This is a genomic window from Holophagaceae bacterium, assembly GCA_016720465.1.
Classification (GTDB): domain Bacteria; phylum Acidobacteriota; class Holophagae; order Holophagales; family Holophagaceae; genus JANXPB01.
On the sequence record JADKKO010000001.1, the window covers coordinates 325,032 to 339,280 of the forward strand.

Here is a 14,249-nt window from a genome sequence, read left to right on the forward strand (position 1 = left end):
TGAGCGATAAGGTACGATTCAGTCATCCATGCCGAGCGTCTACGATCTAAAACCCGCCTTCCAGGGCCTGCTGCGTCCGCTGTTGCGGCGCATGGCGGGCATCGGCGTGACCGCGAACCAGGTGACACTGGCAGCGCTGTTGATGTCCTTCGCCACGGGCGCGGTGATCCTATGGCGGCCAGCGCCCCGCACGCTCCTGCTTCTGCCTGCGGCGCTCTTCCTGCGCATGGCCCTCAATGCCATGGACGGGATGCTGGCACGGGAATTCGACCAGAAATCCCGCCTGGGCGCGCTCCTTAACGAGCTGGGCGATGTGGTGTCGGATACCGCCATCTACCTTCCGCTGGCGCTGGTGCCGGGGTTCCCGGTCTGGCTGGTGTTCGGCATTGTGCTGCTTTCGGCGCTTTCCGAGATGACGGGCGTGCTGGGCCTCATGGTCGGCGCCAGCCGGCGCTATGACGGCCCCATGGGCAAGAGCGACCGGGCCTTTGTTTTCGGGGCGCTGGGCCTGGGCCTTGGTTTTGGCGTGAAAGCCGGGCCTTGGCTGGCGTGGCTTCTCGCGATCGTGCTGGCCCTGCTCCTGGCCACGGTCTTCAACCGCGCGCGCCGGGCCTTGAAGGAGCAAGCATGAGCTGGTCGAACCTTCCGGAACCCTTGCGGTACGCCATTCTTGGCGTGGGCTCCATTCTGGTGGCGGCTTCGCTGCTGGTGGCATCGCTGGCGGTCCTGAGACCCACCAAGGATTTCTCGGAACTGAAATTGCGGGTGCGCACCTGGTGGATCATGAGCGCGGTGTTCCTGGGGGCGCTGGCGTTCAACCGCATCGGAATCCTCTGCTTCTTCGCGTTCCTGAGCTTCCTGGCCCTGAAGGAATTCCTGAGCATGATCCCCACGCGCCGCGCGGACCGCCGCGTGCTGTTCTGGGCCTACCTCGCCATCCCCCTGCAGTACCTGTGGATCGGCATGGACTGGTACGGCATGTTCCTGGTGTTCATCCCGGTCTACATGTTCTTGTTCCTGGCCATGCGCACGGTGCTCATCCAGGAGACCGACGGCTTTCTGAAGGCGGTGGGCACCCTGCATTGGGGCCTGATGGTCTCGGTCTACGCCCTGAGCCACGGGGCCTGGCTGGCGCTGCTGAAACCCACCTACGGCGTTCACGGTGGCGGACTGGGCCTGCTGCTGATGCTTGTCTTCCTGACGCAGTTCAACGACGTGTCCCAGTACATCTGGGGCCGGACGCTGGGCCGAACCCCCGCGTTGCCCAAGGTGAGCCCCAAGAAGACCCTGGAAGGGCTGCTGGGCGGCGTGGCCACCACGGTCACGCTTGCGGTGCTGCTGGCTCCGCGCTTCACGCTCCTGACGAAGTCTGAAAGCCTGATGGCGGGGCTCATCATCGGGTTTGGCGGCTTCATCGGGGACGTGGTGATCTCGGCGGTGAAGCGGGACTTGCATCTCAAGGACAGCGGCCAGCTACTTCCGGGCCATGGCGGAATTCTCGACCGCGTGGACAGTTTGTTCTTTACCACGCCCCTCTTCTTCCATTTTGTGAAGTACCTCGACCGGTTCTGATGCTGCGCTGGTGCTTCTATGCCCTGCTGGTGCGGCCCCTCACCTGGATCGTGCTGGGCCTGAACGTCCGCCACCGCGAACGGCTGCCCGAGGAGGGGCCCATGATCCTGGTGGCCAACCACAACAGCCACCTCGACACCATGGTGCTCATCTCGCTGTTCCCGCTGAGGCTCCTTCCGCGCTTGAGGCCCGTGGCCGCGGCGGATTATTTTCTTTCAAACCGCCTCATGGCCTGGTTCTCCGTGAGCATCATCGGCATCATCCCCGTGGTCCGGGGAGGCGGCGTGGCGGATCCGCTCCAGGGCGTCTCGGAGGCGGTGGCCCGGGGAGATGTGGTGATCCTTTTCCCAGAAGGATCGAGGGGCGAACCTGAACGCTTGGCGGAGTTCAAGAAAGGCTTGTGGCACCTTGGCAAGCGCCACCCGGAGGTGCCCATCCTGCCGGTCTTCCTGCATGGGCTGGGGAAGGCCCTTCCGCGCGGAGAAGCCCTGCTGGTGCCATTCTTCTGCGATGTCTTCGTAGGCGAGACCCTGGCCTGGACCCAGGACCGGGAGGCTTTCATGGCGGCCCTGCGGAGCCGCATGGCAGAACTCGCGGAGGAGGGCCAGTTGCCCCCCTGGGAGTGAATCCGCAAGCTCAAATAGGCCAGGGTCCCGCGCCCTCGCGCACCAGCACGGGTTCTTCTCCGGTGAGGTCCACGATGGTGCTGCCCCTGCCGATGGGCTGGCCGCAATCCACCACCAGGTCCAGGGCATGCCCAAGTTCCTCTTCGATCTCCCAGGCGGAGTTGAGTGTGGCTTCGCCGCTGAGGTTGCAGCTGGTGGTGATGATGGGTTCGTCGAGCAGCTTCGCGAGTTCGCGGCAGAACCGGTGGTCGGGGATGCGAAGCCCCACGATGGGGTGGGCTTTTCCTTTCCCGCTCGATTCCAGATACCTGGGGACCGCGTGGCTCGCGGGCAGCAGGGCGGTATAGGGACCCGGGAACATCTGTTTCAGAAGCCGGAACGTGGGCGTGTCCAGGTGGCGGGTGTAGCGGCAGAGCATTTCGAAATCCGCGCACAGGATGCTCATCGGTTTTTTTTGATCCCGGCCCTTGAGGGCCTGGATGCGGCTCACGGCTTTTTTCCGGGTCGCAAGGCAGCCGAGGCCGAAGAGCGTGTCCGTCGGATAGGCGATGACGCCGTCTTTCAGCAGCAGGTCCGCGATGCGCTGCATCTGCCGGGCCTGCGGGTTTTCAGGGTGGAGGGTGAGGATCATGGGCCGGGTTCCGGGAGGCGGTTCCAGCGGGCCCTTCCTGCGCTGGGGTGCTCGCCGGGGGCTTGGAAGAATCGCTCGGCCAGGCTTTGGTCCAGGAGCGCAGGGACGCCGTTGCGGCGGGCCTGCAGGCTCAGCAGCGCCATGGCGGTGAGGCCATCGCTGATCTCGCCGGCCAGCACTCTCTGGAGGCAGTGTCCGAAGGGCTCGCGATGGACGGCCAATTCTTCATCGTCCTCCGCCTGGTGGTGCCCGTTCGACGCGCGCAGATCCGTCGCGAGGAACAGGAAGGCTTCCTCATCGGTGCTGGAGTTGCTGGGGTGGAAGAATGCCAGGGGCTCCCAGGAATCCGCTTCGAGATTCGTCTCTTCGGCGAACTCGCGGCGGATGGTCTCGAAGGGGCTCTCGTGCGCCTCGCCGCCGCCCTCGGGAATCTCCCAACTGTAGCGCTCCAGCGGATAGCGCCATTGGCCCACCAGCACCACCCGGTCTTCATCATCCAGGGCCAGGACTCCGCAGGCGGAATGCTGGAATCCGCAGACCGTGTAGAGGCCTTCGCGCCCTCGGCGGTGGCGGAAGCGGTCCTCGCGCAGGCGGATCCACCGTGAATCGTAAAGCTGCCTGCGATCCAGGACCTCGTAGGGATCCGGATCCGCGGGGATGGGCAGGAGGGGAAGCTTCATGCTTTAAAGGTAAACCGGGATGAGGTGATGGAGTTCATCCAGATCGAGCTCGGGGGAAAACAGGCCCGCGAAGGGCCGCGAAAAAAGAGAAGGACCGCGAAGAGCTCGGGGTTGTCCTTCCCTATTCTTCGCGGCCCTTCGCGGGCATTCAGTTGGTGCCGGCCGGACTAGCGGCGCAGTCCGAGGCGTTCGATGACTGTGGCGTAGCGGGCCTTGTCCTTGCGCTTCAGGTAATCGAGAAGGCGGCGGCGCTGGCCCACCATGATCATCAAGCCGCGGCGGCTGTGGTAGTCCTTGGAGTGGACCTTGAAATGCTCGGTGAGATCGTTGATGCGCTTGGTCAGCAGGGCCACCTGGACTTCGGGCGAACCCGTGTCCGTGGCGTGCTGCTTGTAGTCCTCGATGATGATGGTCTTCTGATCCAGCGTGAGGGCCATGGTCGGCTCCTTTTCGGGGGTGTCTCCCGTCACCGGCCTCGCAGCCCCGTGCGCCGCTTGGTGGTCGAGTCCGGAGAAAGGCCGGACGCCTGGTGTCGCTAAAAATGGAATTCACTGAATGCCAGAAAGCAAGGTTTGGCACCATGTGAAGCCAGGTTCGTTGTGGTGGCACCCGCTGGGTGCCATCCCTGTCCTGCTGCGCAGGCCAGGGACCGCAATGCGCCCTATGGGTCGCATTCGGCCCTATTCTCCACGCGCCCCCGAAAGGGCGCATGTCGAATGGTGCGGATAGAGGGAGTCGAACCCCCACGTCTTTTGAACACTAATACCTGAAACTAGCGCGTCTACCAATTCCGCCATATCCGCTTCAAAGACCTGTCCGTTTCCCAAGAGAGACGGAAAAGACGAAACTCAAGACTAGCGCGGGCCTGGATCCGCATCAAGTGGAAATCGTGGCGGGCCAGGAACCCCGGCGACGCCTACCATTCCGAATAGGAAATGTTGTTCATGCCGGACCCCTTGGCCTGGCTGTAGACATCGAAGACATTGCCCCCGCCCCAACTGGTGCTGGTGGCTTCATCGTTGATGGAACGCCGGCCCCACTCCGCGCGGCCTGTGAACGGGTCCACGGGGATCCGCCGCAGGAAGCGGATTTTCCCGCTGAGTGTGCCGGTGGCCTGGGCGCCTTCCACGAGCGCTTCAAGGGATTCGGGATAGCCCATGTTCTCCGGGGGCGGCGGCTTGATCCTTTGCTGGTCCACCGCAAGCTTGTAGGCGTCGATCGCCATGCGCATCTCACGGAGGTCCCGACGCAATTCCAGCTCTTTCTGGCGCCTAATGCCGTTGTTGGCCATGGGGATCACCGCCGAGGCCAGGATCAGCAGCACCGTGCAGGTGATGATCAGCTCCATCAGCGTGAAGGCGCGCTGGGCAAGCCGGGACCCGAGGCCAGCCCGCAGCCGGTGAATGCCCCTGGGCCCGCGGAAACGCATCAATTCACCGTCACCAGCGCATTCACCCAGCGGCCGGGGATGGGATTCTTGCCCACCATGAACGTGCCGCTCTGGATGAGGACCGGAGCGTTGCCGGGAGCCAGGGCCTGCACCTGGAGCACGAGCAAGGCGCCGCTATCCACCGAGGCGCCGGCCTTCTTGAAGGTCACGGCGACCGCGCCGTCCTTGCCGGGTTTCTGCTCCAGGGAGCCGCCGTCCGCGGTCAGGAAATCTCCCGGCGTGACTGAAACCAGCTTCAGTTTGGGATCGATGAGCAGATTGAAGGTCCCGGTGGTGAGGCCTTTGGCGCTGCTGGCATTGAGCGTGATCTGCAAACGCTCCCCTTTGGCGAGCGTCTCCGAATAGGGCGACATGAAAAAGACCAGGTCCGCATTGTCCTCCGAACCCTTGGGCTCCGTCCCCCTCGCTTCAGGCGTGGGTTCGGGCTTGGCTTCAGGTTTGGGCTCGGATTTCTCCTCGGGCTTGGCGGGGACCGCAGCCGGCGGCGGCGCGGCCGGATCCGCGGCGGCTGGTTTCACAGGAGCCGGGGCCGCCGCAGCGGCGGGAGCGGCGGGTTTCACCGGCTCCGGCGCCTTGTCCTGATTCGGTTCATCCGGCGGCGTTTGGGGCTTCGGCGCGAAGGGACCGGCCCTCCGGGTGGCGAGATCCGGGTCGAAGGATTCGAGGTCTTCCTTCGTGTAGCTGGGCTTGCGCACCAGCACCGTGCGGATGGTGAGCAGCACGTCGGTCTTGGCTTTGTTCTTCCGCGTATTGCCCAGGAGTTTGCCGATAACCGGAATATCCGAGATGCCCCAGATGCCTTGCAGGCTCTTCTGCTCTTCTTCTTTCAGCAGTCCGCCGAACACCGCGGTTTCGCCGTCCTGAAGCCTCGCCATGGTCTTGATGCTGCGCTTGCCGAGGTCCGGCCGCCCCGCCGTGGACCCGGCTTTGAGCGTGGTGATGTCGGCATCGATCTTCATGGTGATGTCGCCATTGTGATGGACGCGGGGCTCGACCTTGATCTTCACGCCCACGTCCTCGTAGCTGAACTGGGTCGATGCGCCTCCACCCAGGATTCCTCCGAAGCCGCCGATGCCGCCGCTCTGGCCGGTGCTGCTGGTGGGCAGGGACAGCGCGCTTTGGGTGGTGGAGATCTTCTCGCCGATGTTCACTTCGCCGGATTCGCCGCTCAGCACGCGGACATTGGGGCTTGCCACCAGCTTGGCGTCGCCGTTGCTCTTGAGGATGTCCAGGGCGATGCTCGGGAAGAGGAAGCGCAGGTCCGACTTGCTGATGCGGATGGCGCCCTTGTTCTGGTTCAGGCCGCCGGTGTTGTCGATGGTCGCGCCGAGCCGGAAAATGCCGGCGCCGCCGCCCATGCCATCCGTGGGCTGGATCACCGGCAGCAGGCCCACCTGCTCCGCGCTGCTTTCCGTGACTTCCAGCAGCTCCAGGTAGACCATGACTTCGGGCTTGGCCTTGTCGAGCTGGGCCACGATGCGTTCGGCGATGGTCAGTTCATTGGGCTTGGCCTTGATGGTCACGGCATTGAGCCGCTTGTCCGTGAAGATCTTGAGCTGGGGGATCAGCGTTGTGAGGATCTGGCGGACGCCGTCCACCTCGGCGTTGCTCAGGTAGAAGGTCCGGATCAGGTGGTTTTCATAGAGTTCCCGGTTCTGCGGGTTGCTCTTGAAGATCATGATGGTCTGCGTATCGAGCTTCTTGTAGAAGAGATCGTTCTGCAGCATCAGCGTGTCCAGTGCCTGCTGGAAATTCAGGCCCTGCATGTCGATCTGGATCTGCATGTCCTGGAAGGAGGAATGGGGGATGATGTTCACCCCCGATGCCTTGCTCAGGATGGAGAAGATCTCCTTGAGGCTGGTCTTCTTGGAGAAGGTGAGGGAGATGCCTTCGATGGAGCGCGGGTTCAATTGCATGGGGGCCGTGGCTTCGGCCTTGGCCTTGGCCGAGGAATAATCCTCGGCGGATTCCTTGGCTTTCCGGCGCTGTTCATCCAGCTGCATGCGGGCCAGCCAATCCATGGCGATGGAATTGTTGGGGTCCAGCACCAGGGCCCGCTTCAACTCCAGGGCGGTTTCCTCCATCTGCCCGCGGGTCTCCAGGAGCTTGGCCTTCTCGATGTGGTCCGTGGCGGCCAGCGGCGCGGCGCGGCGGTAGCCGTTCCTGGCCTGCACGTTGCCCGGATCCTTTCGCAGGATGGACTGGTACTCGCGGGTCGCGTCCTCGTAGCGGCCTTCCGAAAACGCATGGTTGGCCCGGTGGAGGCTGCAGCCGAGGCCGGCCACCAGCATGACGGCCACGAGCAGGGTTTGAGCCATCCGGGGAGATGGGAATCGGAGGGATCGGTTCAGGTGCATGGGGCCATCCAGAGGGTCGGTTGAGTCTTTAAAAGAAGTTCAGTAAGTGGATTCTCAGAATTCGTTGGTGACTTGGGCCCCGGGGCTCAGGGCGCCGGCGAAGTCCCGGACTTCCAAGGCCATCCGCATGTCCGCGTACTTGGTGTTCTGGAATTCAGCCTGTTTTTCCGTGAGCTTCACGAGCTTCCAGGACGAGTTCTCGATATGGCCGATTTTGAATGTGAACGGTTCTTCGCCCTTGAAGAACGCTCCGATGGAGCCGGCGCTCTTCGAATGCAGGAATCCGATGTAGCGCAAGCCCTGGGGCCGCGTGGCCTCTTCCGCAACGCGAAGGGCTTTCAGGGCCGCAGCCTTCAACTCTTCCTCGGTGGGCGGTGGTGGAAGCTTCACTGGCTCAGGTGGTAGCGGCAGTGGCGCCGGCCCTTCGAAGAGGAACAGATCCCGGTGCATCTTGGCCTGGTTCGGCAGTTCTCCTGCCATGTCCAGCTTGGCGAGATCCGGGAGCTTTCCCAGCAGGCTCAACTGCCGGTCGTCCAGGCCCGCGGCCTGCAGCGATCCTACCCGGCCCGGGCCAGCCTTCCTTTTCGGCGCGCTGGGCCAGAGCCACACAAGGATGACCACGAATACCACCAGCATGCCTTGGGTGCGGCGGTTGGTTTTCAGTTCCTGGAGCAATGCCTTCACATCCAGGCCCTTGGCGAGGGAGCCGTTGCTCATGCTTCCTCCGGCGCGGCGGAATCGGATTTGGAAGTGACGCCGGAATGCCTGAAGGCGCGGAGGGTGACGCTCAGGCGGGCGCCTTCGGGGCTTTCCTCAAGCCGCGCGGAACCCACCGCGAACGGCAAGCCGCTGCCTTCGATCGCCAGCATGAACGGCTTCATGGCCGGGTAGATGCCGAGGGCGGTGAACTCCACATCGATGGATTCCAGGTCGGTGCCCTTGGCGCCTTCGCGGCTCGGGAGCCCGTACTTCACGGTCTGCAGGCGCACGCCGTGCTCCTTCGCTTTTTCGAAAAGGATCTGGCTGAGTTCCCATTGGAGCTGCCCGACATTGCCCGAAGGCATCTTTTTTTCAAGTTCCTCCAGGTGCTTCTGGTCCAGCGTCAGGCGGTCCACCAGCGATTGCCGCTCCGCCAATTGCTGGATCTGGACTGCGAGGAGGGACTTCGCATCCAAGCGGGCCTTTTCCTGCTCATCCCTCCGGCGGGTGGCGTCGGGCAGCACGAAAATGGCGACGCCAAGGGCGGCGAGCAGGAGGATCCCGCCTCCAGCGGCGCGGATCGAACTGGTCCGCAGCGTGGTCACGCTCATGGGCGGCCTCCAAAGCTTCTCTGGCCGTCGGCATTCCTGACGCTGCCATCCGCATTGATCTGGCGGTCCCTCGGCCTGGTCGGGTTGGCCCGTCCGGGGCGGCCCATGGGCCGGGCATCCGGGCGCTGGGGTGGCGGCACGGGCAGCCCGAATCGCTGGGCAGGCGCCTGTATGGCTGGCTGGGGTTGGGGCGGAACGGCGGTCTTGGCCTTGGCCTGGACCGGAGCCATCGGCGCAACGGCTTTCGCTTTTTCAGGCAACGGAAAGGGCTGGTAGGGCGAAGGCACCGAAACCACCGGAAGGAAAATTTCGAAATCGACGCCGCCGCCCGTGCGTTCGGCTTCACGCTCCAGGATCACCTGCAGGAACAGATCGTCCTTTCGGAGCGAATCCATGAACTTCTCCTCGGCTTCACGGGTCCTGGCCTCGCCCTTCAGCTTGAGGGCCACCCGCTGATCGGAACCGCGGACTTTCTGGATGGCCTTGAGCCGCACATCCTGCACCAGGCTCCGTTCCAGTTCAGCGGTGAGGCGGGACCAGGGCAGGGTGCGCTCGGTGAAGATGCGTTCGGCCAGCTTCCAGCGCGGCAGCTCTTTGGTGACGTCCACGGACTTCAGCTGCTCCACCAGCCTGTCCTGCTTCCTCGCGGCGGTTTGGGCGTCGCGGCTGATGAGAACCGCCTGGGCACCGGCTTTCCGCGCCTGGTAGGCGCGGAATCCCCAGACGCCCAAGGTGCCCGCGAGGCATAGGGCTCCGACGGCGATGGCGCTCCAGCCAAGGGTTTCGTGTTGCTGGCGCCAGATCGAAGGCTGTGGGGCCAGATTGAGTTTGAGGACCGGGATGGGCATCAGAGGGCCTCACTCACGGGGATCTCGGGCTGGATCATGTGGAGGGGAATGGAGGTCGGCGGAAAATTCGGCGCGCCCCAGACCCAGAGCTCCTGTGGAGACCGGTTCTCCCGTTGCAGAAAGGCGGAGGAAGGGAGGATGCGCTCGCTGATCCAGGCATCCACATCCACGGGTTCGCTCCACTGGCGCAGCAACGACAGGCTGCGTCCCCAGGCCGCCAGGGTGCCGGTGTACTTTCCGCCCGGAGCCGGGCACAGCGAAAGCAGCATCCCCGGCAGGGCACGGCTGGGGGCCAGCCGGTTGTAGAGCCATAACCAGCGGGGCAGCAGGACGTGCACGGCGCGCCCCATCTTCATCCCGAGCTGGACCCAGGCGTCCCGCTGGGCTTCGGGCATTCCCGCCAGCAGCCAGGCTCCGTCCTCCAGGGCCAGCGCCTGCACTGCGTGGGGCGCGTCCGAGGCCATGGCCTGATTGAACCGCCAGCGGAAGAAGGCATCCCGGGCCTCGGCCCCGGGAGGCAGTTCCACGATGTCCCTGACCAGGACCGCGGGGGCCATCAGGTCGTCCACGATCCATTGCGTGGGTCCGGTGGGCAGTTTCGCGAGCGCTTGGGCCAGATCGTCTTCGCTGGGAAGGCCGTCGGTCGAATGCACCGCGCGGTCGCCGCTCTCGGTGTGGAGGCGGTGGGGCTCGATCCACAGGACCGAGGCGCTCTTGGCCCCGAAAGAAAACAAGCTCATTTCACCTTCTCCTGGTTGCGCTCGTCCTGCTTCATCTTGAGGAACTTCGCGAACCGGGCCTGGGCACGGTTCTGGCCGTGGTACCAGCCCCAGCAGAAAATCACGGTGGCGCTGAAAGCGTGGAGCCACCACCAGCCGCTCATGGGATAGCGCATGGATTCGGGCAAGGGGGGCACAAGAGCTCCAGTGGAAGAAGGAGGCGGATGGATTCGCGGAATGAAGGCAAAGACCTAGTCTATCGCCCGGAGGCTGGAAGCCCAAGCGCGGATGGGACGTGGAAGAACGGCTTGCAGTTGGGTGGGGCGGTGGCGGCGTTCAAGCGCAGTCTGGCCCAAGGTCGATTCGTTCCTGTGCAAGACCAACGCCTGCATTGTTTCAAGCCTGGACCCTTTTGGGCGCGGGCTGAACATGGTATGGAGTAAACCGGGCGGAAGTTCCGCCGGCCTTCCTGGAGTGTTCCGCTTTTGCGTCTAGTCGCCCTCGAATTGAATGGTTTCAAGTCCTTCGCGGATCCCCAGAAACTCATGTTTCCTGGCGGGATGACCGCGGTGGTGGGGCCCAACGGATGCGGCAAATCCAACATCACGGATGCGCTGGCCTGGGTGCTGGGCGAGCAGCGGGCCAGCCTCCTGCGCGGCGCCGAGATGTCCGACGTGATCTTTTCCGGCACTTCGGACCGGCGGGCCACGGGGATGGCCGAGGTGAAACTGTCCCTCGAGATGGCCGATCCGGCGCTGCCCGGAGCCACCAAGGAAATCGTGATTTCCCGCCGCCTCTACCGGGACCAGGGCTCCGAATACCGCGTCAACGGCCGCGAGACGAGGCTGAAGGACGTGCAGGACCTGCTCATGGATACGGGCATGGGGACCCGGGCCTACTCCTTCATCCAGCAGGGGCAGATCGACCTCATCCTTTCCACCAAGCCGAAGGACCGCCGCCTTCTGCTGGAAGAGGCCGCGGGCATCACGCGCTTCAAGCTGCGCCGCACCGAGGCCGAACGGCGCCTCGTGGAAACCAAGGCCAACCTGGAACGCCTGCAGGACATTCTCTTCGAGTTGAACAAGCAGTTGGACAGCCTGCGGCGCCAGGCGGTCAAGGCGAAGCGGGCCGCGGAGCTGGACCAGACCATCAAGGCCACCCAGCGCGTGCTGCTGTCCGCGAAAACCGAGGAATTCCAGCTCCTGAAATCACGGCTGGCCGAGGCCAGGGACCAGTTGGAGCGCCAGGTCTCCCAGCTCACGGTGCAGGTGTCGGAAAAAGCGGCCGAAGTGGGCGCCCAGCGCCTGGCCGTGGATGAAATCCAGCGCAGCCTCGACCGAGGGCAGCGGGCGGTCATGGCCCTGGACCAGCGCCTGCAGTTCATCGAGCAGGAGAAGGGATTTGAAGAGAGCCGCGTGGCCGAATCCACCGGGCTCATCGAGCGCATGGGGTCCCGCCGCCAGGAGCTGGTGCAGCGCGTCACCGCCCTTGCCGCAGAAATCGCGGCGGTGCAGGAAAAGGAGGCCGAAGCCGCCCTCGCCCTGGCGGGACGCGAAACCGCGTTCTCGGAGGTCGAGGAATCCGTGGTGCTGGCGGGCGGGGCGCTGCGGCGCGCCGAAGCCTTCCTGCGCGATCTGCGCCACCAGAGATCCGAAGCCAAGGCCGCGGTCCAGGCCCACCACAAACAGAAAATGGAAGTGCAGAGCCAGATCGCCCAACTGGAAGGCCGGCTGGAAAGCCTCAACCACGAGGAGGCCATCCGGGCGCCGCGGCTGGAAGGTCTGGAGTCGGAATCGATCAGGCTGGGCAAGGAATTGGAAGGCAGCACGGAACGGCTGGAAGCCGTCGAAGAAGCCCTGCGCGTCCGCCGCGGCGAGGCCCGCGACAGGCAGGAGGCCCTCCGGACGGCGGCCAAATCGTTGCAGGAACTCGAAGGCCGGCTCGAAGCCGCCGAACGGCGGTCCAGCCACATCTCGGACTTGCTGCAGCAGGCCAGTGGCTCCGCGGAGATCAAGAAGGGCCTGGCCTGGCTCCGGGAGCGCGGAGTCCGGATCCGCAGCCTCGCCGAGTGCATCGAAGTGGACGAAACGCATCGTCCGGACCTGGAGCGCTTGCTGGATTCCTGGCTCCAGGCCATCGCCCTGGACCAGGCCACGATGGTCGGCACCGCCGAGGCGCCAGGCCAGCTCTGGATGGAAGAGGCAGCGCCCTCCGAACCTTTGCCTGCTCCGGACGGGTGCGCGGCATTGCGGGCGGGTGTCGCCTGGAAAACCGGAGCGCCGCGCATGTTCGAGGCCCTTGTGCATCGCGCCTTCCGTTGCGCAGATGCGGATCTCCCCGGCCTCGCCTTCCAGCATCCGGAACTCGCGTTCGTATCGCCCCGCTTCACGAAATTGCCCTTCGGCCCGGTGCAGCTTGGCGCCGCAGCGCCGGCCGCCTCGCCCCTGAAACTCCAATCCGAACTGGAACGGACCCGGAGGGACCGTGAAGACTTGCTGACAGAAACCGAAGCCGCCGAGGAAGGCCTCAAGCGGTTGCAGGAGGACCATTCAGAAGCCACAGGCCGGCTGGAGGAGATGGAAGAGGATTTCCGGGAAGGACGGCAGCGCACGGAAGCCCTGAGGGGCCAGTTGGCTTCAGCCAACAGCCAGCTCGGCGAGATCAGGGAGGCCGTGGAGCGGGCCGACGCCCTCTGGGACCAGCTTGAGCAGGAGATCAAGACCCACCAGGACCGGCTCCGCATCCTGGAAGAAGCCCCCCACGAGGCCGAAGACGCGGCCCTGGAGGCGGCGATCCACGATGGGGAGGCCAAGGTGCAGGAAGCCCAGGGCGCCCTGGACCAGCGTCGCGAAGTCCGCATGGAGGCGGCGCGCCTGCGCGACGCGGCCTGGGCTGAAAGGGATGCCCTGCAGCGCCAGGTGCAGCTCCAGCAGCGGGGTGTTTTCGACGTGGAAGCGGAATTGAAACGGGTGGAATCGGATCTCTCGGAATCGGACGGGAAGCGGGTCGAAGCCGGCAGCCACATCCAGGAACTCGAGGCCGAGGCCCAGGAGAAATTGAAGGAACGGCAGCTCGCGGGGGATGCGCTGGCTGGGCTGCAGCCGAGGCTGGAGGCCGAAGCCGAGACCCTTCGCGTGCAGGAGCGCGCTGCGAGGGAATTCCAGGAGGCCCTGGAAAACGCCAGGCAACTGCACCATGAGAACCAGGTGGCCGCCGCCCAGGTCCAGGGCGGCGTGGATGCGCTGACGAAGGAAGTGGAACTGGCCTTGGGCCTCGAAGTTCCGGCCTTCATGGCATCCATCACCGAGGAGGAACGGGCCGCCTGGGAGCTGGGAGAACTGGTGCACCAGACCCGGCTGAATGAAGCCCAGAGCAGCCGCCTGGACCTCGGCGGAGTGAATCCCCTGGCCATCCAGGAACTGGCGGAGGCTGAAGAACGCATGGCCTTCATGCAGCAGCAGCAGGGCGATGTCAACGAAGCCATCGGCAACCTGGAATCCACCATCGCGGAGATCAACGCCACCTCTGAGGAACGGTTCCGCGAGGCCTTCGAGTTCATCAACGCCCGCTTTTCGGAAGTGTTCAGGGAAACCTTCGGCGGAGGCAGCGCGCACCTCTCCCTCGACGAGCCCAAGGATCTGCTGGAATGCGGCATCGAAATCACCGCGCAACCTCCGGGCAAGAGCGCCAAGGCCCTCACGCTGCTGAGCGGCGGCGAAAAGGCGTTGACCGCCATCTCCCTGCTCTTCGCGATCTTCCACTACAAGCCCTCGCCATTTTGCGTCCTGGACGAGGTGGACGCGCCCCTGGACGAGGCGAATGTGGGCCGCTTCGTGGGACTGGTGCAGAAGATGAAAGCGGACACGCAGTTCGTCGTCATCACCCACCAGAAACCCACCATGGTGGCCGCGGACACGCTCTATGGCGTGACCATGCAGGAGAAGGGCATCTCGAAGCTCGTCAGCGTGCAGCTGCGCGAAGCGGAACAGCTTGTTTGAAGACCGGCTTTCCATCGCCGGGCATCGATTGTCCAGCGTCCATGGCCCAGCGCCCGAC

General features: G+C 64.6%; 14 protein-coding genes and 1 tRNA gene. 4 read left to right on the forward strand and 11 right to left on the reverse strand.

The window, feature by feature from the left end; all coding sequences use genetic code 11:
- Positions 1-28: 28 nt before the first annotated feature.
- From IPQ13_01405 to IPQ13_01415, 3 genes are read left to right on the forward strand one after another with little or no spacing between them, the layout of a single operon-like run.
- Entirely contained in the window at positions 29-631 is a 603-nt protein-coding gene (locus IPQ13_01405; GenBank protein ID MBL0209563.1) for a CDP-alcohol phosphatidyltransferase family protein, read from the forward strand.
- Positions 628-1,572, forward strand: a complete 945-nt coding sequence (locus tag IPQ13_01410; protein MBL0209564.1) for a phosphatidate cytidylyltransferase — start codon at positions 628-630, stop codon at positions 1,570-1,572. Before IPQ13_01405 ends, IPQ13_01410 begins: the two co-directional genes overlap by 4 nt.
- Positions 1,572-2,198: a 1-acyl-sn-glycerol-3-phosphate acyltransferase gene (locus IPQ13_01415; protein ID MBL0209565.1), complete on the forward strand. Its 627-nt coding sequence runs from the start codon at positions 1,572-1,574 to the stop codon at positions 2,196-2,198. Before IPQ13_01410 ends, IPQ13_01415 begins: the two co-directional genes overlap by 1 nt.
- 10 nt (positions 2,199-2,208) lie before the next feature.
- Here IPQ13_01415 and IPQ13_01420 read toward each other — a convergent pair whose 3' ends face one another.
- The 11 genes from IPQ13_01420 to IPQ13_01470 all read right to left on the reverse strand — a co-directional run bounded on the left by IPQ13_01420 (position 2,209) and on the right by IPQ13_01470 (position 10,390).
- A complete protein-coding gene (locus tag IPQ13_01420; protein MBL0209566.1) occupies positions 2,209-2,829 on the reverse strand; it encodes a threonylcarbamoyl-AMP synthase in 621 nt (206 codons plus the stop codon).
- Positions 2,826-3,509, reverse strand: a complete 684-nt coding sequence (locus tag IPQ13_01425; GenBank protein ID MBL0209567.1) for an NUDIX hydrolase — start codon at positions 3,507-3,509, stop codon at positions 2,826-2,828. The genes IPQ13_01420 and IPQ13_01425 overlap by 4 nt, the downstream gene beginning before the upstream one ends.
- Before the next feature lie 167 nt (positions 3,510-3,676).
- Positions 3,677-3,946 (reverse strand): 30S ribosomal protein S15, encoded by a 270-nt coding sequence (rpsO, locus tag IPQ13_01430; protein MBL0209568.1) that lies wholly within the window; start codon positions 3,944-3,946, stop codon positions 3,677-3,679.
- A 280-nt stretch (positions 3,947-4,226) separates the two neighbouring features.
- Positions 4,227-4,312 (reverse strand) — tRNA-Leu (locus tag IPQ13_01435).
- Positions 4,313-4,425: 113 nt separating this feature from the next.
- Positions 4,426-4,938, reverse strand: coding sequence for a prepilin-type N-terminal cleavage/methylation domain-containing protein (locus IPQ13_01440; GenBank protein ID MBL0209569.1), 513 nt, complete (start codon positions 4,936-4,938; stop codon positions 4,426-4,428).
- A complete protein-coding gene (locus tag IPQ13_01445) occupies positions 4,938-7,316 on the reverse strand; it encodes a hypothetical protein (protein ID MBL0209570.1) in 2,379 nt (792 codons plus the stop codon). Before IPQ13_01445 ends, IPQ13_01440 begins: the two co-directional genes overlap by 1 nt.
- A gap of 54 nt (positions 7,317-7,370) precedes the next feature.
- Complete coding sequence (locus IPQ13_01450; protein MBL0209571.1) at positions 7,371-8,033, reverse strand: hypothetical protein; 663 nt, start codon at positions 8,031-8,033, stop codon at positions 7,371-7,373.
- On the reverse strand, positions 8,030-8,626 hold the full coding sequence (locus IPQ13_01455; GenBank protein ID MBL0209572.1) for a hypothetical protein: 597 nt from the start codon (positions 8,624-8,626) through the stop codon (positions 8,030-8,032). Before IPQ13_01455 ends, IPQ13_01450 begins: the two co-directional genes overlap by 4 nt.
- Positions 8,623-9,474: a hypothetical protein gene (locus IPQ13_01460; GenBank protein MBL0209573.1), complete on the reverse strand. Its 852-nt coding sequence runs from the start codon at positions 9,472-9,474 to the stop codon at positions 8,623-8,625. The genes IPQ13_01455 and IPQ13_01460 overlap by 4 nt, the downstream gene beginning before the upstream one ends.
- Positions 9,474-10,214 carry a hypothetical protein gene (locus IPQ13_01465; protein ID MBL0209574.1) on the reverse strand — a complete coding sequence of 247 codons (741 nt, stop codon included), beginning with the start codon at positions 10,212-10,214 and terminating at the stop codon, positions 9,474-9,476. The genes IPQ13_01460 and IPQ13_01465 overlap by 1 nt, the downstream gene beginning before the upstream one ends.
- Positions 10,211-10,390 (reverse strand): hypothetical protein, encoded by a 180-nt coding sequence (locus IPQ13_01470; GenBank protein MBL0209575.1) that lies wholly within the window; start codon positions 10,388-10,390, stop codon positions 10,211-10,213. The genes IPQ13_01465 and IPQ13_01470 overlap by 4 nt, the downstream gene beginning before the upstream one ends.
- A 288-nt stretch (positions 10,391-10,678) precedes the next feature.
- On the opposite strand from IPQ13_01470, the gene smc reads away from it, so the two are divergent.
- Positions 10,679-14,191 carry a chromosome segregation protein SMC gene (smc, locus tag IPQ13_01475; GenBank protein MBL0209576.1) on the forward strand — a complete coding sequence of 1,171 codons (3,513 nt, stop codon included), beginning with the start codon at positions 10,679-10,681 and terminating at the stop codon, positions 14,189-14,191.
- The last annotated feature ends 58 nt before the right edge of the window (positions 14,192-14,249 follow it).